Here is a 19,825-nt window from a genome sequence, read left to right as displayed (position 1 = left end):
GATTTACTTGCTTTCCTGGATGAGTTCGATGCGGTAACCGTCCGAATCATCGACAAAGGCGATGACGGTGGTTCCGAATTTCACAGGCCCGGGCTCCCGGATGATCTTGACGCCTTCCTTGCGCATGCTTTCGCAGGCCGCGTAGATATCCGGCACGCCGATGGCGAGATGCCCGAATCCATTGCCTTGTTCATAGGTTTCGACGCCGTAATTGTAGGTAAGCTCAATCATCGGATCGGTTTTTTCTTCGCCATAGCCAATGAATACATTGGTGTATTTACCTTCCGGCACGTCGATCGTGCGGATAACAGTCATGCCGAAATGCGTCTGATAGAAATCGATCGAGCGCTTGAGGTCGCCGACGCGGATCATGGTGTGCATGATCCTCGCGGCCTTGGCGGGTGAGGCTACTGCAGTCATGTTTTGTCTCCTTCCATGTGATAATCGCCAATGGTGGCGATCGTGAAAAAAAATCCATCGAAAACAAAAACTTAGACTAGAAATCCAAGTTTTGTTATGTAAATTCATCCAAATGTTGCGCATGAATATAACCGAATTTGGCGCACGTCTCGTGATGGAGGATCGAATGGATTTGACAGGCAAAGTGGTGTTTGTGACGGGGGCGGGTTCCGGCATCGGAAAGGCGACTGCCATGATGATGGCGGCCAGCGGCGCGAAGGTTGCCGTCCTGAGCAGGACGCAGAGCGAAATACTCAAGGCGCAGGAGGAAATCGAAGGTGGTGGCGGCCAGGCGATGGCGCTGACCGGCGATGTCAGCCAGGACGCCGACATGAAAAGGGCTGTCGAACAGGTGATCGCGCGGTGGGGACGGCTCGACTGCGTCATTGCCAATGCCGGCATCAACGGGGTATGGGCACCGATCGACGATCTTCAGCCCGACGAGTGGGACAAGACCATCGCCGTCAACCTGCGCGGGACCTATCTGACGATCCATCACACGGTTCCTCATCTCAAGGCTGCGGGCGGCGGTTCGATCGTGGTGGTATCGTCGATCAACGGTACCCGCACATTCACCACGGCCGGCGCGACGGCCTATTCGGCGACCAAGGCGGCCCAGCTCGCCATGGTGCAGCAGCTTGCCCTGGAACTCGGTAAATCCGGCATTCGCATCAATGCCGTCTGCCCGGGTTTGATCGCGACGAACATTCCCGACAGCACCATCAAGCGCAATCAGGATGCAGCTCGCATTCCCGTCGTCTGGCCGGAGGGCGATATCCCGATCACCGGCGGTCGTCCGGGCGCCAGCGAGGATGTGGCATCGGCGATCGCTTTCCTGTCGTCCGATCTGGCGCGGCACATCACCGGCACGCCGGTGTGGATCGATGGTGGGCAGAGCCTGCTGCGCTAGTCGCAGGCCCGGGTCGGGGAGCGCGCTCACAGCCGCTCTCCCGCCTCGTTGAACAGCGAGGTATGGGCGATATTGACATGAACCTGGCATTCTTCTCCGATGACGGCCATCTGATCGGCGGAGATGCGGATCGAAAAGGTCTCTCCCGCGACGGTGCCCCAAAGAAGGGTATCCGGTCCCATCGGTTCCTCGATGGTGAACAGCGCCTTCAGCGGAGCGGCGTGCTTAGACGATGGCTGCAACTGCGCCTGCTCGGGGCGAATGCCGAGGGTGGCGGGTTGCCGATCTTCCACCGGCCGGCGGAACTGATAGCCCGTGAGATCGATTTCCGTACCGTCCGTCAGTTTGAAAAGAGAGACCTCATCCCGGCGATGGATGGTTCCGGTCAGAAAATTCATCTGCGGAGAGCCGACGAAGCTGGCGACAAATCGATTGATCGGGCGCTGGTAGATTTCCTTTGGGGTCGCGAACTGCTGGATGACCCCGTTGTGCATGACGGCGACCCGATCGGCGAGCGTCAGCGCCTCGACCTGGTCATGGGTGACGAAGATCATCGTCGAGCCGAGGCTCTTGTGAAGCCGCTTGATTTCTACCCGCAGCTCCGTGCGCAACTTGGCGTCGAGGTTGGACAGTGGCTCGTCGAACAGCAGGACATTGGCGTCGCGCACCAGTGCCCGGCCGATCGCGACGCGTTGTCTCTGCCCACCGGACAGCTGGGCCGGCTGTCGCTTCAACAGCGGTTCGAGTTGCAGGATGCGGGCGGCGTCCGCGACGCGCCGGGCGATCTCCGCCTTCGGTGTCCCGGCCATCTTCAGCCCGAAGGACAGATTGCCTTCGACCGTCAGCCGCGGATATAGCGCATAGGACTGAAATACCATGCCGATGCCGCGATCATGCGGTTCGGACCACGTGACGTTGCGGCCGTTGATCCAGATCTGGCCATCGGTGATGTCGAGCAAACCGGCAATGGCATTGAGGAGTGTGGATTTGCCGCAGCCGGAGGGTCCGAGGAGTACGATGAATTCGCCCTCCGCAATCTCCAGATTGAGGGTTTCGAGCACGTTCAACGCACCGAAGGTGATTTTCAGGTTTCGTATGGAAACGCTGGACATGAAGACTTACCCTTTGACTGCACCTGCGGCGATGCCCCGAACGAACCAGCGGCCGGAAATGAAGTAGACGACCAGGGGAACGGCCGCGGTCATGATGGTGGCGGCCATGTTGACGTTGTAGGCAATCTCGCCCTCGGTCGGCGCCACGAGATTGGTGAGTTGCACCGTCATCGGCCGGTTGGCGAGACCGCCGAAGGTCAGGCCCATGATGAAATCGTTCCAGATGCCGGTGACCTGGAGGATGACGGCCACGACCAGCATGGGCACGGACATCGGCAGCATCAGCCGGAAGAAGATCGAGAAGAATCGCCCGCCATCGACGCGCGCAGCCTTGAAGAGGTCGATCGGTATGCCGGCATAATAGTTGCGGAATAACAGCGTCATCACCGGCAATCCGAAGATGACATGGGTCAGCACCAGCGCGTAGATGGTGCTGAACATGCCTGTGGCGGAATAGATGCGCACCAGCGGATAGATGAACACCTGGTAGGGCAGAAAGGCACCCATCAGCAACACTGCAAACAACAGGTTCGCGCCGCGGACCCGCCAGAAGGAAAGGGCATAGCCTGTCAGCGCGCCAACGAAGATGGAGAGGAAGACAGAGGGTATGAGGATCTGGACGGAATTCCAGAACCCAGGGCTGATGCCCCGGCAATCGAGACCGGTGCAGGCGCTCGACCACGCTTTCACCCAGGGTTCAAAGGTCATGTCCATCGGCAGGGCAAAGAGCCCGCCCGCCCGGATCTCGGCCATCGGCTTTACCGAGGTCACGGCCATCACATAAAGCGGCAGCAGGAAAAACAGCGCCGATATCACCAGGAAGGCATAGATGCCCAGACGTGCGGGACCGAACCTTTTCGGCGCGCTGCCTGTCGGTCCCTCGCCGATCGGCGTGCTTGCAATGCTATGGATCGGAGCGGTCACGGGACTAATCCTTCGGCCGTTCTGCACGAAAATACTCGGCATAAAGCCATGGCGTCAGCACGCAGAGCACCGTGATAAGCAGCGTGGTGGCGGCAGCCGTGGCCAATCCGATATTCTGCCGCTGGAAAAGGTAGTCCATGACGAACTTGGCCGGCACGTCCGACGAGAAGCCGGGACCGCCGCCGGTCAGCACCAGGACGAGGTCGTAGAGCTTTACAACGCCAAGCGAGAGCAGAACGGTGGCACTGATGAAGCTCGGCCGCAGCATTGGTATGACAATGTGAAGATAGAAGCGCCAGGGCTTGATGCCGTCGATGCGCGATGCCTTCCAGAGGTCCTGGTCTATGCCGCGCAAGCCGGCCAGCATGATCGCCATCACAAGGCCGGCTGCATGCCAGATACCGGCGAGGACCACGCAATAGATTGCGGTTTCCTTCTGCACGATCCAGTCGAAGCGGAAATTTTCAAAGCCCCATCCGCGCACGGTCTCCTGGATGCCGAGCGTCGGAGCGAGAATCCACTGCCAGACGAGGCCGGTGACGATGAAGCTCATGGCATAGGGATAAAGAATGACGGTCCGCAGAAAGCCCTCGGCGCGCACGCGCTGGTCCAGCGCGACCGCGAGCAGAAAGCCGAGCGCCAGGGAAATGCCGATCATCATGACTCCGAACAATACCATGTTCTGAAGCGAGGTGAGCCAGCGGTCGGAACCGAACAGCCTGACATACTGCGAAATCCCGGCAAAGCGGGCGACCGGCAGCATCCGGCTGTCGGTGAAGGAAATGCCGATTGTCCAGATCATCGTGCCGACATAGGCAAAGACCACGATCAGGATGGCGGGTGTCAGCCCTGCATATACACTCCAGCGAATGGAACCCTGTTTCATCGAGACTTTCCGGTGCCTGTCTGGAAAAAAGAGCGGCAGTCGCCTGCCGCCCGAGTTGGTCGTCTGGGAGGTTGTTATTCCTGGAATTCCGCGAGCACGGCCGCATATTTTTCCGCGAACTGCTCGGGTGTTTCGGATGGTGTCGCCCAATATTCCACGACCACGTCGGCCAGTGAATTCAGCATGTCTGCACCCGCGAGCCAGTCCGGCCCAGCCAATTGCTTGCCGGGATCTTTCAGGGCTTCAAGCCCGATCTTGGAGCAGGCATCGAGGCCGGACGTGTCGACATCGTTGCGGACCGGTATGGATCCCTTGAGATTGTTGAATTCCACCTGGACATCTTTGTCCAGCATCACCCTGGCCATCAGGTCCTGCGCCTTGGCTCCGCTTTCGGACCCGGTTTCAGGCATGATGAAGACGTTGGAATCCATCAGGAAGTTTTGCTCGCCAAGACCGAGCACACAGCCGTAGTCCTTTCCCGCGACCCAACCGGCGGAAGTGAATTCGCCTTTCTCCCAATCACCCATGATATGCATGGCGGCCTTGCCGGTAATCACCATCGAGGCGGCCTCGTTGAAGGAGCGGTTCGGCGAGCCGGGATCCGTATAGCTGCGCAGCTTGGCATATACCTCCGCCACGCGCTTGAATTCGGCCCCCTTGACGGCTTCCGGGTTCTTGTCGCGGAAGACCGACATATACAGGTCCCTGCCGCCGGCGCCGGCGAGAACGCCATTGAAGAGCTGGTGCTGTTGCCAGGCCTGCGCGCCGAAAGCCAAGGGGATGATGCCACCCTGCTGGAACTTGTCGGCGACCGCGAAGAAGTCCTCCCAGGTCTTCGGCTCTTCCACGCCAAATTTCTCGAACAACGCCTTGTTGTACCACAGCCAGTTGGGTGTCTGCAGGTTGACCGGGACGGCATAGATGTGGCCGTCGCGGCTGACGGCGGCCAGAACGTCTGCGGGAAGAGATGCCTGCCAGCCTTCCGCGGCGGCAACATCGTCGAGGTTGCGCAACAGGCCCTGATCGGCGAGCTCGCCAAACTGCTTGCCCGCATTCATCATCATCACGGTCGGGGGATTGCCTCCGACGATACGGTTGATGCCGGTCGGCTTCGCGACGTCGCCATTGACGATGGCGTTGTCTACCCACTCACCGCCGGCGGCCGAGAAGGCGTCCGCAAAGACTTTTACGGCCTTCGACTGCGACTGCGTCGTCCACCAATGAAGCACCTCCGCCTTTTCGGCCGCTCCCGCCGGCTGGATGGCGGCCACGGCCAACATGCTGGCCCCCAAGAGCGCGCGATATCTGCTCATCATCTGAAACTCCTCCCGATTGAAAGCCGTTCGCGGCGCCTTACCGCGCGCCAGCCTCCGAACAACGATTGCAGACAAGGCTTCCTCCCCCTGTCTGTGTGCGACCATAATCTCCACGCAGATTCTAAGTCAACAATAAGCGCAACAAAATTGCGGTAATGACAACTTTTTGTTATGCGGACCACTTCTCCCTGTTCTGGCCGGGAACCCTGCGAACGTTGCGAAGCAACAATTCAAATATGAATTTCTCATGTTCCAATAAGAATTGCAGTTGATGCTCTGCTTGTCAAGCGCGCAGGCGCGCCCGCGCACTTGCGCATCTCCGCCTGCGATTGTGGGGTGAAAGGTGAGGCGGCCGAATTTCGGCGCGGTGGTCAGCTGGCTGCGGCCAGCATCCTCGTGCGCCAGTCTGTTGAACCGGCGCGGGCCGTGGATTCCCGTTCGATGATTTCGGACACCAGTGCCAGTCTGACCGGCGGACGCTTGCGTGCGTCCGCACTGGCCAGCCGATCGGCAATACAACGAACCATGGCGGCGCCCATTTCGACCTGGGGCGTTCGAACTGTCGTCAGTCGCGGTGAGACATGGATTGCGGACGCAAAATCGTTGAAGCCGACCACAGAGATTTCTTCCGGTACGCGAACGCCGAGGCGCAGCAGTTCGGAAACGACGGTGATTGCGATGCCGTCATGGGCGCAGAACAGCGCGGTCGGGGATTTTCCCGATCGTAGATAGGCCAGCAAGGCACCACGGAAGCCTGCCGATTCGTCAAACACGATATCATCGACATGGGCGTCGGCTGCGCTCAAAGCGCCGTCGCGGAAGCCGCGGAAGCGTTCCGCCCGGCCCATGGGGGTTTCGTTCCCGTGAACGAAGGCCATTTGACGGTGTCCGAGCCGCAGCAGCATTTGCGCCACGCCAAAACCCGACTCCCAGTCGGCCCCGACCACCTGATCGACCTGTTCCATAGGGCCGGCATAGCTGGCGCAGACGACCGGAAGGCCGGTTTTTGTTGCGACCGCAGTCCAGTCGGACGGCTTGGGTACAGCCAGTATCATGCCGACAACGGACGATTCCATCTGTGCGACGTCGCTCAGATAACGCGCCTGCCGCGGCACGATCACGAAGCCCAGCTTCTCTCCCTCGCGTTCGGCGCCATGCATGATGTTCAGCCAAAGCTCGCTGCTGACGGGGTCGATTTCCTGGCGGATGAAAAGAATATGGCCGGCCGTGTAGCTTACATCCTGCTGGACCCGGTAACCCATGGCGTGCGCGGCGCGGATGACCCGGCTTCTCGTGCTTTCGCCCACTCCCGGTTTCCCCGAGAGCGCGCGCGAAACAGAGAATTTTGAAAGCCCCAGCTGGTCTGCAAGATCTTGAATTGTTACCCGGTTGGAGGCCATCGGCGTTCTTTCTAATGATAGGCTTTTGTTGTGGCGTATGAAACGTTTAACGTCAAGTCGAGCGAAAAATCGCCAAATAAAGTTGCGCTGCCGAATTTTTTCTGTTAGCTTTTACCTAACAAAACCAAACATGATTGCGAGGCGTCGGGGAGGAGATTCCGGCGTCCGTTCTGGGATGGATATCGTGGGAAAATTTGTAGTTGCGCCTCTGGCTGATATTCCGCCGGGCACGCAGAAGCGCGTCCATGTGGCGGGGCGCGACATTGCCGTTTTCAACGTGGGTGGCGAGTTGTTCGGGATCTCGGATGCCTGCCCGCATCAGGGAGGCAGTCTGTCCACGGGCGCAACGGTTGGTTTGACGACGTCTTCGGAGCCGGGAAAGTTCTGCCATTCCCGGCCTGGCGAGTTCGTACGCTGCCCCTGGCACAGCTGGGAATTCGATCTGCGGACCGGTCAGTCGTGGTGCGACCCTCGCCGGTTTCGCACGAAGGCCTACGATCTGAGCGTCGAGCCGGGCGAGGCGCTGGTTGCAGGGCCCTATGTCGCGGAAACATTCGGCGTGTCGGTCGAGGACCATTATGTGGTGATCGAATTCTAGGCACGCCCGAAGGCGAGCGGTTGCTGGGATCAGAATAACGAAGCGGGAGTGTCACAGGTGTCCGTTGCCAATGCCATCGATTGCGATATCCATCCCGGCGTTCCGACCATCAAGGCGCTTTTGCCTTACATGAGCGACTATTGGCGCGAGGCATTCATCGCCCGCGGACAGGATGGGTTCCAGCCCGCCAGCTACCTGCCGAATTCGCCCCTCGCCTGTCGCCCGGATTGGCGTGAGGGCGATGCCGTCGGCGCCAGCCGGCTTGAATTGCTGCAACGGCATGCCCTCGATGGGCTCGGCGCCGGTCTCGCCATCTGCAATGTCCTCTATGGCGGTTCTTTCGCGATCAGCGAAACCATGGCAGCGGCGATCTGCTCGGCGGTCAATGATTGGCTGCGCGCGGAGTGGCTGGACCGTGACCCGCGGCTTCGCGCGTCTATCGTCGTGCCGACCCAGAATCCGCGCCTCGCCGTGGAAGAGATCGAGCGCATCGCTGGTGACCGACGCTTCGTCCAGATCCTGATGCCGGTGGCGCTGGACATGATGCTCGGCAAGGAACACTACTGGCCGATTTTCGAGGCGGCGGAGCGCCATGCTCTGCCGATCGGCCTTCATGCCGGAAGCCTCTACCGCTATGCGCCGACGACGAACGGCTGGCCCACGCATTTCCTGCAGGATTATGTGGGAAACAACCACGCCTTCGAGAGCCAGTTGTTGAGCCTGATTGCGCAAGGGGTCTTCCTGCGCTTTCCGGATCTGAAGGTGGTGTTGCTGGAGAGCGGCGTGACCTGGCTTCCGGGTTTTCTCTGGCGCGCCCGCAAGACCTGGCGCGCGGTGCGGCCGGAGGTGCCGTGGATCAATGAGTCGCCGATCGACATCGTCCGGCGCCATGTCAGGCTCACGGCGCAGCCGATCGACGGTCCTGCCGATTCGGAGGTCCTGGAACGGGTCCTCAACCAGATCGGTTCGGACGACATGCTGCTCTATGCCTCGGATTATCCGCACTGGCAGTTCGACGGGGACCGGGTTGTCCCGGACGGCGTGCCGGCGCGTCTCATCGAGAAGATGGCTCGCGACAATCCGCTGGCGACCTATCCCCGACTGAGGGAGACGATTCAATGAGCATGACGGACGATATCACGCTGGAGCCTTCCGAAAAGGCGACCAAGCTCAGGATGGTGGATTGCGACATTCATCCCGCGCTGAAACACAAGAAGGCGCTTCATCCCTATCTCGAACAGCGTTGGCGCCAGCACCTCGACGAGTTCGGTGCGCTTGCCCATTGCGTCTACGCGACCCGTGGCGGTCCCTATCCGCGTTTCACCCCAGAAACGGCACGCCGGGATGCCTGGCCGCCCAATGGCAATCCTCCGGGGTCCGATCTCGAATTCATGCAGACCCAGCATCTCGATGCCCATGACATCGAATACGGCATCTTGCAGCCGATCGTCGGCGCCAACAATGCACGCAATACCGACCTGTCGGCCGCGCTCTGCACGGCGACGAACCGATGGCAGGTGGATGAGTTCACTTCCAGGGACCGAAGGCTGAAGGCTTCCATCCATATCGGCGCCGAAGACGCCGAACTGGCTGTGACCGAGATCGAGCGCTGGGCGGGTGATCGCAACTTCGCGCAGATCCAGTTGGGCTCCCGCTCCGTGGAGCCGATCGGACGAAAGCGTTACTGGCCGATCTTCGAAGCGGCGGTGCGCAACGACATGCCGATAGGCTTCCATGTCGGTGGACCGTCGCCCTATGCGCCGTCGCCGAGCGGCTGGCCGGATTATTACCTCGAGGACCACCATGTCCTGACCCACAGTGCCCATGCGCAAGTTTCCAGCATGATCCTGGAGGGTGTGTTCGAGCTGTTCCCGCGCCTTCGTGTGGTGATGATCGAGGCAGGGTTTGCCTGGGTGCCGTCGCTTGGCTGGCGGCTTGACAACCACTGGCGCAAGCTGCGGACCGAAACGCCGCTCTGCAAGCGGCCGCCATCCGAATATCTGCGTCAGAATCTGTGGTTCACGACACAGCCTGCCGACGAGCCCGAGCGGCGCGAAGACCTGCGCTTCCTGTTCGAGCAGATCGGTTTCGACCGGATGATGTTTGCAACGGACTATCCCCACTGGGACTTCGACGATCCCGCGCGCGCCCTGGTCATGCCCATGAGCAAGGACGAACGGCAGATGCTGTTCCGCGACAATGCCATGAAATTCTACGCGAATCTTGACTGAAGGACGACTGCAGATGAAGAAGTTGATCAACGATCCCGCGCACTATGTCGACGAGGCACTTGACGGGCTGACGCTCGCCTTTCCCTTGCTTGTCCGGGACGGAGCGGCGGGACGCGTCATTCGCCGGACGCACCCCGCGACCAGGGGCAAGGTGGGAATCGCGACCGGTGGGGGCTTCGGCCACTTGCCGTTGTTTGCCGGTTACGTCGGCTCCGGATTGGTCGATACCTGCTCGGTCGGCAACGTCTTCGAGGGGCCGAATGTCGACAGCTGCATCGAGGCGATACGCCTCGCCGATGGCGGTCGCGGTGTTCTCCGGCTTTACGGCAACTACGGTGGAGACCGGATGAATTTCGACATGGCGGGCGAAATGCTGGAGGACGAAGGCATTGCCTGCACCACCGTCCTCGGCACGGATGATATTGCCAGCGGCGGGCCGGATCAGCTCGCCCGCCGTCGCGGCGTGGCGGGCCTCATCTATGCGTACAAGGCGGCCGGAGCTGCGGCCAGGTCAGGTTCCGATCTCGACGAGGTGACGCGGATCGCGGCAAAAGCGGTGGCAGCCACGCGCACCATCGGCGTCGGTCTTGCCGCCTGCCGCCTGCCGTCCGCCGCCATGCCCAGCTTCGATCTTGCCGACGACGAAATCGAGATGGGAATCGGTATTCACGGGGAGCCGGGAATCTGGCGTGACAAACTGCGCCCGGCGGATGCGATCGCAGACGAAATGGTCGAGCGGCTGCTGGCCGATCTTCCGCCGGCGGCTGGTGGCGAGGTTTCGGTGCTGATGAACGGCCTGGGCGCAACCCCGATGGAAGAATTGCTGATCCTTTATCGCCGGGTCCACGCCCAGTTGCAGGTGGCCGGGCTGACGATCGTGGCGCCTCTGGTCGGCAACTATGTGACCTCGATGGAAATGCAGGGCGCATCCCTTAGCATCTTCCACCTGGATGCGGAGTTGAAGGCTTTGCTCGCCGCGCCGGCGGACTGCCCGTTCTGGAGGGTTGGCTGATGTCTATTGACGTATCCCGGATCGGTGCCGCTATCGATCGCGCGGCAGGGGCAGTGCAGTCCCTGGAGCAGGAGCTCAACCAGGCGGACGCAAAGCTCGGAGACGGCGACACGGGCTCAATGCTGGCGCGTGTCGTCGGAGCAATGGCGCAGAGCGGGGCGGCCGAAGCAACGGATGCGAGCGATGCCTTCGGCAAGCTTGCGCGAGCCGGAATGTCTGCCACCGGATCCAGTCTTGGTACCCTGATCTCGGGCGCGTTCCTGTCTCTCTCCAGGCAGACGAAGGGTCGCGCCACCGTCGATTGGAGCGATCTGTCCGGACTGCTGGCCGTTGTGCTCGATGGCATGATCGCGCGGGGCGGTGCCAGCCTCGGCGACAAGACCGTGCTAGACAGCGTCCACGCCCTCGTTCTGGCGCTGGCCGATGTCTCCGACGGCCCCCAGGCCGCGACGGCGGCGCGGGTGTCGGCGAACGACGCACTTCATCGCTACCGCGACCTGCCTTGCCGCATGGGTCGGGCGAAGTTTTTTGGCGACAAGAGTGTTGGATTGGATGACCCCGGCATGCTCGCATTTGCGAAATTGGTCAATGCGGTTGCCGGCTCTGAAGCCGGACCGGCAACATAACAACCTAACGACAATAACCAGGCGGGCTCCACTTGCTCGACAAGTCGCTATAAGACGCTGATCTTCGGGAATTTTCTTAAAAAAATTCCCAAAAGCGAGATTTATCTTGATGTTTGTTAGGTAATGAGATTGATTGTTGATGCTTCCTGTTAGGTTGGCAAATTGAACGGCAGGCCCGGAGGAGGGGTGCCGTGGAGGAGAAGTAGATGGTGGCCCATCACGTTGAGCCTGCGGGCGGCTTTGCCGTCGCGGTCGATGACAGCAATGATGTCGAGCGTCGCAACGCCTGGATAAAGTTCCAGGATCGCATCTTCGTGCCGCTGACGATCGTGCCGACAATGCTGGCCAGTGCGCTGGTTTTCGGCATTCCACTGGTATTTTCGCTGCTGCTGAGCTTTCAGGGCTGGACGATCGACAGCGCCCTGTTCGGCGGACGTTTCGTTGGTCTCTCGAACTATCAGGATCTGTTTAGTGACCCTCTGTTCCGGTCCAGCCTGATGCTGACGATTGCCTATACCCTTGCGACGGTTACCGGCGAGCTGGTCCTCGGCCTTGGTGTGGCGCTTCTTCTCAACAGTCGCGTACCCTTCGTCCGTGTCTTTCGAACGGCACTGATCATCCCCATGATGATCACGCCGATCGTGGCCGCATTGACCTGGAAGCTGCTGTTGGATCCGAGCTATGGCCTGGTCAACGCGCTGCTCGGCACGAAAACCGTCTGGCTCGGCGATCCCGATCTCGCATTGTTCGCGGTGGGCATCGTCAATGTCTGGCAAAACACGCCGTTCGTGGCCATCCTGCTGCTGGCCGGATTGCAATCCCTTCCGAGCGAACCGGTGGAGGCTGCCGCCGTTGACGGCGCCAATCGCTGGCAGACTTTCCGCCATGTCACGTTGCCGCTGTTGATGCCGTATGTGGTCGTCGCGGTGCTGTTGCGCACCATCTTCGAGTTTCGCTCCTTCGAAAATATCTGGGTGATGACCGGCGGCGGTCCGGCCAATTCGACAAAGCTTTTGTCGGTCTACACCTTCGAAGCGTCGTTCCTGTCGTTCGACCTGACGCTGGCGGCCGCCGCATCCTGGGTCATGCTGCTGATCGTGTTGATCTTCTGCGTCCTTTTCATACTCGCAACCAAGCGCAAGGAGATCCAGTAATGTCAGGTTCCTCGCTCGGAAGACGCCGCAAGGCGATCCGCTACGGTCTCACCTATGCCGGCCTCGCGGCCCTGCTCGTGATCTTCCTCTTTCCGCTGCTTTGGATCGTCGGGATATCGCTGAAGACACGTGAGGAAATCTTCACCAATCCGCCGATCTTCCTGTGGGTGCCGACCTTCGAGAACTACGCCCAGGTGCTGACTCAGTCGGATTTCCTGTCGTCGTTCTCCAACTCGCTGATCGCCACGACCTGTTCGGTCCTGTTGTCATTGATCATCGGCATTCCGGCATCATACACCTTCGCCCGCTTCAGCTTTCGCGGCCAGGGCGTCACGATGATCTTGCTGCTGATCATGCGAATGCTGCCTCCGGTCGCGATCCTGCTGCCGCTCTTCGTCCTGTTCAAGGCAGTCGGTCTGTCGAACACGCGGTTGTCGATCATCATCGCCTACACGACCTTCAGCCTGCCGCTGATCGTCTGGGTCATGAAGGATTACTTTGCCAATCTTCCGAAGGAACTGGAGGAAGCGGCCTATATCGACGGCGCCTCGCGAATGCTCGCCTTCCGCAAGATCGTCCTGCCGCTGGCCCGGCCCGGTATCGTCACAGCCGCGATCCTGTCGCTGTTGCTGGCCTGGAACGACTTCATCTTCGCGGCGATCCTGACCAACAATTCGACGCGGACCTCGCCGGTCCTGCTTGCAGCCTATGCCGGTGGGGAGACCGGCACCAATTGGGGAGCGATTACCGCCACCGGCGTACTCGTCGTCATCCCCGTCATCATCTTCTCGATGATCGTCCAGAAGCACCTTGTGCAGGGCCTGTCATCGGGAACGGTGAAATAGCGAACTTCAACGGAGGAGGAGAATACCAATGGAAAAGAACAAGGGAATTTTGAACGGACCGAAGGTTTCGCGTCGCAATTTGCTGATAGGGTCGGCGGCGACGGTGGCAGGCGTCGGCCTCATGAGCTCCACGCTTTTCACGCCGGCCCTGGCGCAGAGCAAGCCGGCAAAGCTGACCGTGCTGGGCGACAGCGCGCCCTGGAAAGGCACGATCATCGAGGACGCGATCCCGGCTTTCACCAAGGAAACCGGCATCGAGGTCGAATATATCCAGCTTCCAAACGAGCCGCTGGTCACCCGTGCCCGCGCGGAACTGACGAGCGGCAGCGCCACCAGCTTCGACGTCATGCAGATGGGCGCATCCATGATCGGCTGGATGCACCCCTACATGGCTGACGTCAACGAACTGATGAAAACGGCAGGCGGCAAATATGCAGCCGATTTCGGCATGGACGAATTCTCGCAGGCTTCCATCGATCTCGCCTCTATCGATGGCGTCCAGCGCGGTATTCCCTATCGCAGCACGACCTACATCCTGCACTACCAGCCCGAGCTTCTGGAACAGGTCGGACTGAGCGCTCCGCCCAGCAATTTCGCGGAATACCTGGATGCGGCGCACAAGCTGACCGAGGCGGGCAAACCGAACCGCTTCGGCGTGGGCTATTGCGCCCGTCAGGGCGGCGCGATCGTCGACCATTTCGGTCCCTATCTGTTGTCGTCGGGTGGTGGCTTCTACGACAGCAAGACCAAGGAAATCCTGATCAACAATGCGGAATCGGTTGCAGCCGTCGATTATTACGCAAGCCTTCTCAACAAGCACAAGGTCGTGCCGGAAGATGCGCTGACCTGGGAATGGGATGAAATCATCGCCAATGCCCAGAACGACCGCTACGCCATGGGCATCACGCTCAACGCCTCCGCGACGCCGATCAACCGCTCTGACAAGTCCAAGACCAAGGGCCGCTGGCAATGGGCGCTGGTGCCGGGTCGGGAAACCATCGCCGACAGCCGCTCGTCGCTCGGCGGCTGGAGCTTTGCCGTGCCTTCGGCCGGTGCCAACAAGGAATGGGCCTTTGAGTTCGTGCAGTTCATCACCAGTCGCGAATGGGCAAAGCGGTCCATGGAAAAGGGCAATGCCTCGGCGCGCCTGTCGGTCCTGAACGACCCGGAGGTGATTGCAAAATATGGCTTCACCAAGGTGATGGCGGATCAGCTGAAGACGGCCATCGCCAATCCGCGCGATGCCTATTGGGGCGCGGTCGAAGCTCAGCTTCGCGCCGGCCTCTCCAAGACGCTGCTGGGACAGGCGTCGCCGCAGGATGCCATGGATGAAGTGGCGGCCGGTTGGGAACGCACCATGCGGCGTGCCGGCTGACACTCGCTGCCGGGCGGTTTGCCGCCCGGCACATTTCGAACGACAGGAGAAGAGCCATGGCTTCCGTGAAGATGACGGGCATCAAGAAGAAATACGGCACGTTGGATGTCATTCACGACATCGATCTGACGATCGAAGATGGCGCGTTCGTGGCCCTGGTCGGACCGTCCGGCTGCGGAAAATCGACCCTGTTGCGGATGATCGCCGGGCTGGAGGAAATCAGCGGTGGCGAGATCGCGATCGGCGACCGGATCGTCAACGACCTGACGCCGCGCGAGCGCAATATCGCGATGGTTTTTCAGAACTACGCGCTTTATCCGCACATGACCGTGGCCGAAAACATGGGCTTCAACCTGAAGCTGGCGAAGAAATCCCCGGCCGAGATCGAGGCCCGCGTCGGCGAGGCGGCCCGCATGCTCGGTCTGACGCCGCTCCTTCATCGTCGACCCTCGCAGCTTTCGGGCGGCCAGCGTCAGCGTGTCGCGATGGGACGTGCCGTTGTCCGCAATCCCTTGGTGTTCCTGTTCGACGAACCCCTGTCGAATCTCGACGCGAAGCTGCGCGTACAGATGCGGACCGAGATCAAGGCGCTGCACCAGAAGGTGAAGACGACCTCGATCTATGTGACCCACGACCAGATCGAGGCCATGACCCTGGCCGATCATATCGTCGTGATGCATGGAGGCCGCATCGAACAACAGGGCCACCCCCTGGAGCTTTATCGCAGGCCTGCCAATCTTTTCGTCGCGGGGTTTATCGGCACGCCCGCCATGAACTTCATAGAAGCCGTTGGCGGCAACGATGACCGGGGAGCGGTTGCAACGCTCGCCGACGGCGGCACGATCCGCGTAGGTGGCATGCAGCTGGAAACGGGCAGGCCCGTGACGCTCGGCGTTCGCCCCGAACACCTCGTCGCACAGGGCGACGGATCCCGGCTGTCCGGCTCGGCGCGCTTCGTGGAGCCGACGGGAGCGCTGACCCACGTCACCTTCGATGTCGGTGGGCGTGACCTCGTCGCGGTGATCGACGGTGAACGCACGATACGCGCCGGCGAGCCTTTCGAGGTCTCCGTCGCACCCGATCTCATCCATGTTTTCGACAGTCGGTCCGGCCACAGGCTGAATGCCGCCTGACGACAAAAATTGACTTAAGGGGTCGGGTCCCAAGACCGGCCTTTCAACCAGGAGATTGAAAGTGAACAAGGCCATCAATTCGGCTGAGGCCATCGAGGCTGTGGAGAACGCCGTCCGAATCCACTCCCGTCCGTCCGACATCCGGATCACGGACGTGCGGATCGCTGTGGTGACGGGCATCTGCTACTATCCGTTGATCCGGATCGATACCAATCAGGGCATTTATGGCCTGGGCGAGGTCCGCGATGGCGGGCACCCGGAGAGCGCGTTGCGGCTGAAGCATTTCCTGCTCGGCCAGAATCCCTGCAATGTCGACATGATCTTCAATGCTCTGCGCCTTTATGGGGGAGACGGGCGGGAAGGGGGCGGCATTTCGGGGATCGAGATCGCCTTGTGGGATCTTGTCGGCAAGATCTATGGCGTGCCGTGCTACCAGTTCTTCGGCGGGAAGTACCGTGACAGCGTTCGCGTCTATGGCGATACGCCGGCGCCCGAGCAACTCACTCCGGAGGCCTATGCCAAGGCGGTACGTGCCCGGGCCGACATGGGACTTACCTTCATCAAGTTCGACCTGCCGCCCAAGCTGTTCGAAACGACCGAAGACGCGTTGGTGGGGTCTGCGACCCGACATGAATATCCGCTCGGCAAGAGCACCCGGGTTGCGGGGTCCGGCCGCGGCGCCAAGATTTCCGAAAAAGGGATCGAGACCGCCGTCGAGATTGTGCGGGCCGTTCGCGCCGAGGTCGGCAGCGAGGTGTCGCTCTGCGTCGATCATTTCGGCGAAGGCTATGTGACCGCCGATGAGGCCATCCGCATCGGCAAGGCGCTGGAGCCCTTCAATCTTGCCTGGATCGAGGATCCGGTCATCTGGCATGACATCAAGGGCCACAAAAAGGTTGCCGATGCGCTGCTGACGCCGGTGGCAGGCGGTGAGGATCTCTACCTCCTCGACGGTTTCCGCGAGGCGATCGAAACGCAGGCCTTCGATGTACTGCATCCCGATCTGTTGACGTCAGGCGGTATGCTCGAGACCAAGCGGATTGCCGATTACGGTGCCCGGCATGGCTTGGCGACGGCTCTGCATTCGTGCTGCTCGCCGATCGGCTTCATGGCCAACGTGCATTGCGGGGCAGCGATCGGCAGCCTGATGGCCGTCGAGCATCATGGCCTCGATGTGCCTTTCTGGGAGGAACTGGTAACGGGTCTCGAGCCGAACTATCTGGATGACGGTTATGTCAAGGTTCCAGACCTGCCGGGCCTGGGTCTCGACCTCAATCTGGATGCGATCAAGGCCAATCTTCGCGACCCCGACAGCTTGTTCATGCCGACGGAGGAATGGAACAAGTGCAAGGCGGGCTTCGAGAGGGTCGATCCGCCACGCTACCAGACGCAATTGCTCCGTTAGAGCGGGATGATTTTAGGCGGAATCGCAATTTGGATTCCCATTTGGTCGCAAATCAGATTCTTTCTTCTGGCCTTTAACGGGGCATTTCATGAGCAGGCGGTTTCGGATAACAGTCGCTCTGGCGCAGCAGGGGCGCCTCGGCGAAATTGGCGAAAGCGTGGAGGACCATACCGGTTGGAACGTCGAGGTTTCGGGCAATGCCGACACCCTTCAGCACACCTCCGCGTTTGTCGGGATCCCGTTCTCTGAAGGAACCACCATCACCGAGCCCGCAATACTGGGCTCGGATCGAGCCCAGTATTGCGGGCCAGTGTGAATCGCGCATTGAAAGCAATCGTTCCGCCGCCGCTCACTTCCCCGTCGACGGCGACCGCCTGACCAAGGGCGCCCGGTCCCTGACTGCTGCATAAATCCTTAGATCGGAATCGATTTAAGATAAAATCATGCAGCATATTTAAAATGTTACAGCGACCTTTGCGCGTCATATTTGACGCGCGGCAATGTAACGATGAATTGGGGCATGGCCGCGGTGATCCTCAGTTCAATCGTTTGCCGGTCTCGTCGAAGAAATGCAGGCTGTTGTGGTTTGCATGAACCGTCAGTTGCTCGTCCACAGCAATCCTTGATCGTCCCGGAACGCGAAACACGATTGGTTGCCGGTTTGGCAGGATGCCGTGTACATAGCTTTCGGCGCCCACCAGTTCGACGGCTGCGACGGTTGCGTTGATCTTAAACCCGGTTTCCGGTCGGCCCGGTTCCAGGAGATACAAGTCCTCCGGGCGCACGCCGAGCGTTACGGCCCTCGAAGGAGCCACCGCGCTTTCCGCAAGCGACCAGGATGCAGAAGCTTCTATTGGCAGGAGATTCATCGAAGGCGACCCGATGAATGTCGCGACGAACGTCGTTTCCGGTTTCTCGTAAAGTTCGATCGGTGTACCGACCTGCTCGATTAGGCCGGCATTCAGCACCACAAGTCTGTCGGCCAGGGTCATGGCTTCCATCTGGTCATGGGTGACGTACACGCTGGTCGTCGCCAGCGAGCGCTGGAGCCGCTTGATCTCGACCCGCATCTGGACGCGCAGCTTTGCATCGAGATTGGAAAGGGGCTCATCGAACAGGAAGGCAGCCGGTTCGCGTACGATGGCGCGCCCCATGGCGACGCGCTGACGCTGGCCGCCGGAAAGCTGGCGCGGTTTGCGCTCCAGAAACGGTTGGATTTCCAGGGCACTGGCGGCAGCGGCAATTCGCCGATCGATCTCGTCCTTGGGCGTATTACGGTTTTTCAGGCCATAGGCGAGGTTCTGCCGCACCGTCATATGGGGATAGAGCGCATAGTTCTGGAACACCATGGCGATATCGCGCTCCGACGGCTCCAGATCGTTGACGACCCTGGCACCGATCGAGATTTCACCGCCGGTGATACTCTCCAGTCCTGCGATCATGCGCAGTAGCGTTGATTTTCCACATCCTGACGGGCCAACCAGCACCACGAACTCGCCATCGGCGATATCCAGCGAAACACCCTTGATCGCATCGACGGAACCATATTTCTTGCGAACGTCATGAAGAACAATATCGGCCATTATTTCTCCGTCTCCACGAGACCTTTGACAAACCAGCGCTGCATCAGCACCACGACGAGGATTGGCGGAATGATGGCGAGGATCGCCGTCACCATGACATAGTTCCAGGGCGTCGATGCGTCCGTGAAATCCACCATGCGCCGAAGCCCGATGATGATCGTGTTCATCTTCGCGTCGTTGGTAACAAGCAGCGGCCACAAATACTGGGTCCATCCATAGATGAACAGGATGACGAACAGGGCGGCGATATTGGTGCTGGAGAGCGGCAACAATATATCGCGCATGAAGCGGAATGGCCCGGCATTATCGATGCGCGCGGCCTCCACCAGTTCACCGGGAATGGTCAGGAAGAATTGCCGAAACAGGAAGGTCGCCGTCGCCGACGCCATCAGGGGCAGGGTCAGTCCGGCATAGGTATCGATCAGGCCGAGATCGACGATGACCTTGTAGGTCGGCAGAATACGGACTTCCACGGGCAGCATCAGCGTGATGAAGATCATCCAGAAGAAGGCCATGCGAAAGGGAAAGCGGAAGAACACGATGGCAAACGCCGACAGGAACGAGATGACGATCTTGCCAAGGGCAATCGCGATCGCAACGACGAAGGAGTTCAGGAGCAGCCGTTCGAGACTGACGCCAACGACACGTTCGACGCCTCCCGACATCGCCTCCGTATAGTTCTCGACCAGATGGCCACCCGGAAGCAGTGACATTGGCGGGCGGATGATCGCCTCGGATGTCGTCGACGAGGCGATAAAGGTATAATAGATCGGGAATGCGACGATGATGATCCCGATGATGAGGATGAAGTGGCCAAACAGGCTGGCGATGGGACGTTTCTCGATCATTTCGCACC

At 60.2% G+C, this 19,825-nt stretch carries 19 protein-coding genes; 11 read left to right on the top strand and 8 right to left on the bottom strand.

Annotated features, from left to right (window positions below; translation table 11 throughout):
- Window positions 1-3 precede the first annotated feature (3 nt).
- Complete coding sequence (gene gloA / locus ACST81_RS24070) at window positions 4-420, bottom strand: lactoylglutathione lyase (protein WP_438753933.1); 417 nt, start codon at window positions 418-420, stop codon at window positions 4-6.
- Between the two features lie 166 nt (window positions 421-586).
- On the opposite strand from gloA, the gene ACST81_RS24065 reads away from it, so the two are divergent.
- On the top strand, window positions 587-1,369 hold the full coding sequence (locus ACST81_RS24065) for an SDR family oxidoreductase (RefSeq protein ID WP_438753931.1): 783 nt from the start codon (window positions 587-589) through the stop codon (window positions 1,367-1,369).
- Between the two features lie 26 nt (window positions 1,370-1,395).
- Here ACST81_RS24065 and ACST81_RS24060 read toward each other — a convergent pair whose 3' ends face one another.
- The 5 genes from ACST81_RS24060 to ACST81_RS24040 form a co-directional block, all read right to left on the bottom strand.
- Complete coding sequence (locus tag ACST81_RS24060; RefSeq protein WP_438753929.1) at window positions 1,396-2,481, bottom strand: ABC transporter ATP-binding protein; 1,086 nt, start codon at window positions 2,479-2,481, stop codon at window positions 1,396-1,398.
- Window positions 2,482-2,487: 6 nt separating this feature from the next.
- Window positions 2,488-3,447 carry a carbohydrate ABC transporter permease gene (locus ACST81_RS24055; RefSeq protein WP_438753928.1) on the bottom strand — a complete coding sequence of 320 codons (960 nt, stop codon included), beginning with the start codon at window positions 3,445-3,447 and terminating at the stop codon, window positions 2,488-2,490.
- Complete coding sequence (locus tag ACST81_RS24050; RefSeq protein ID WP_438753926.1) at window positions 3,410-4,291, bottom strand: carbohydrate ABC transporter permease; 882 nt, start codon at window positions 4,289-4,291, stop codon at window positions 3,410-3,412. Before ACST81_RS24050 ends, ACST81_RS24055 begins: the two co-directional genes overlap by 38 nt.
- 74 nt (window positions 4,292-4,365) lie before the next feature.
- On the bottom strand, window positions 4,366-5,607 hold the full coding sequence (locus ACST81_RS24045) for an ABC transporter substrate-binding protein (protein ID WP_438753924.1): 1,242 nt from the start codon (window positions 5,605-5,607) through the stop codon (window positions 4,366-4,368).
- Between the two features lie 371 nt (window positions 5,608-5,978).
- A complete protein-coding gene (locus ACST81_RS24040; RefSeq protein ID WP_438753922.1) occupies window positions 5,979-7,007 on the bottom strand; it encodes a LacI family DNA-binding transcriptional regulator in 1,029 nt (342 codons plus the stop codon).
- A gap of 184 nt (window positions 7,008-7,191) precedes the next feature.
- On the opposite strand from ACST81_RS24040, the gene ACST81_RS24035 reads away from it, so the two are divergent.
- The 10 genes from ACST81_RS24035 (at window position 7,192) to ACST81_RS23990 (ending at window position 17,386) form a co-directional block, all read left to right on the top strand.
- Window positions 7,192-7,605 (top strand): Rieske (2Fe-2S) protein, encoded by a 414-nt coding sequence (locus ACST81_RS24035; RefSeq protein WP_438753921.1) that lies wholly within the window; start codon window positions 7,192-7,194, stop codon window positions 7,603-7,605.
- Window positions 7,606-7,662: 57 nt separating this feature from the next.
- Window positions 7,663-8,727, top strand: coding sequence for an amidohydrolase family protein (locus ACST81_RS24030; RefSeq protein WP_438753919.1), 1,065 nt, complete (start codon window positions 7,663-7,665; stop codon window positions 8,725-8,727).
- Entirely contained in the window at window positions 8,724-9,836 is a 1,113-nt protein-coding gene (locus tag ACST81_RS24025; protein ID WP_438753917.1) for an amidohydrolase family protein, read from the top strand. Before ACST81_RS24030 ends, ACST81_RS24025 begins: the two co-directional genes overlap by 4 nt.
- Window positions 9,837-9,849: 13 nt before the next feature.
- Window positions 9,850-10,848: a dihydroxyacetone kinase subunit DhaK gene (locus ACST81_RS24020; protein ID WP_438753915.1), complete on the top strand. Its 999-nt coding sequence runs from the start codon at window positions 9,850-9,852 to the stop codon at window positions 10,846-10,848.
- Window positions 10,848-11,474 (top strand): dihydroxyacetone kinase subunit L, encoded by a 627-nt coding sequence (locus ACST81_RS24015; RefSeq protein WP_438753913.1) that lies wholly within the window; start codon window positions 10,848-10,850, stop codon window positions 11,472-11,474. Before ACST81_RS24020 ends, ACST81_RS24015 begins: the two co-directional genes overlap by 1 nt.
- Window positions 11,475-11,680: 206 nt before the next feature.
- Window positions 11,681-12,628, top strand: coding sequence for a carbohydrate ABC transporter permease (locus tag ACST81_RS24010; RefSeq protein WP_438753911.1), 948 nt, complete (start codon window positions 11,681-11,683; stop codon window positions 12,626-12,628).
- Window positions 12,628-13,473, top strand: a complete 846-nt coding sequence (locus ACST81_RS24005; protein WP_438753909.1) for a carbohydrate ABC transporter permease — start codon at window positions 12,628-12,630, stop codon at window positions 13,471-13,473. Before ACST81_RS24010 ends, ACST81_RS24005 begins: the two co-directional genes overlap by 1 nt.
- Before the next feature lie 121 nt (window positions 13,474-13,594).
- Entirely contained in the window at window positions 13,595-14,848 is a 1,254-nt protein-coding gene (locus tag ACST81_RS24000) for an ABC transporter substrate-binding protein (protein ID WP_438753907.1), read from the top strand.
- Window positions 14,849-14,904: 56 nt separating this feature from the next.
- Complete coding sequence (locus ACST81_RS23995; RefSeq protein ID WP_438753905.1) at window positions 14,905-15,981, top strand: ABC transporter ATP-binding protein; 1,077 nt, start codon at window positions 14,905-14,907, stop codon at window positions 15,979-15,981.
- Between the two features lie 61 nt (window positions 15,982-16,042).
- A complete protein-coding gene (locus ACST81_RS23990; RefSeq protein ID WP_438753903.1) occupies window positions 16,043-17,386 on the top strand; it encodes a mandelate racemase/muconate lactonizing enzyme family protein in 1,344 nt (447 codons plus the stop codon).
- A gap of 536 nt (window positions 17,387-17,922) precedes the next feature.
- On the opposite strand, the gene ACST81_RS23985 is transcribed toward ACST81_RS23990, so the two are convergent.
- Window positions 17,923-18,969: a sn-glycerol-3-phosphate import ATP-binding protein UgpC gene (locus tag ACST81_RS23985; protein WP_438753902.1), complete on the bottom strand. Its 1,047-nt coding sequence runs from the start codon at window positions 18,967-18,969 to the stop codon at window positions 17,923-17,925.
- A complete protein-coding gene (gene ugpE, locus ACST81_RS23980; RefSeq protein WP_438753900.1) occupies window positions 18,969-19,817 on the bottom strand; it encodes a sn-glycerol-3-phosphate ABC transporter permease UgpE in 849 nt (282 codons plus the stop codon). Before ugpE ends, ACST81_RS23985 begins: the two co-directional genes overlap by 1 nt.
- Between the last annotated feature and the right edge of the window lie 8 nt (window positions 19,818-19,825).

It is taken from the genome of Pararhizobium sp. O133 (assembly GCF_051669845.1).
GTDB lineage: Bacteria > Pseudomonadota > Alphaproteobacteria > Rhizobiales > Rhizobiaceae > Pararhizobium.
Note: the sequence above shows the minus strand (reverse complement) of the source record. Positions and strands in the feature narration are given on the sequence as shown.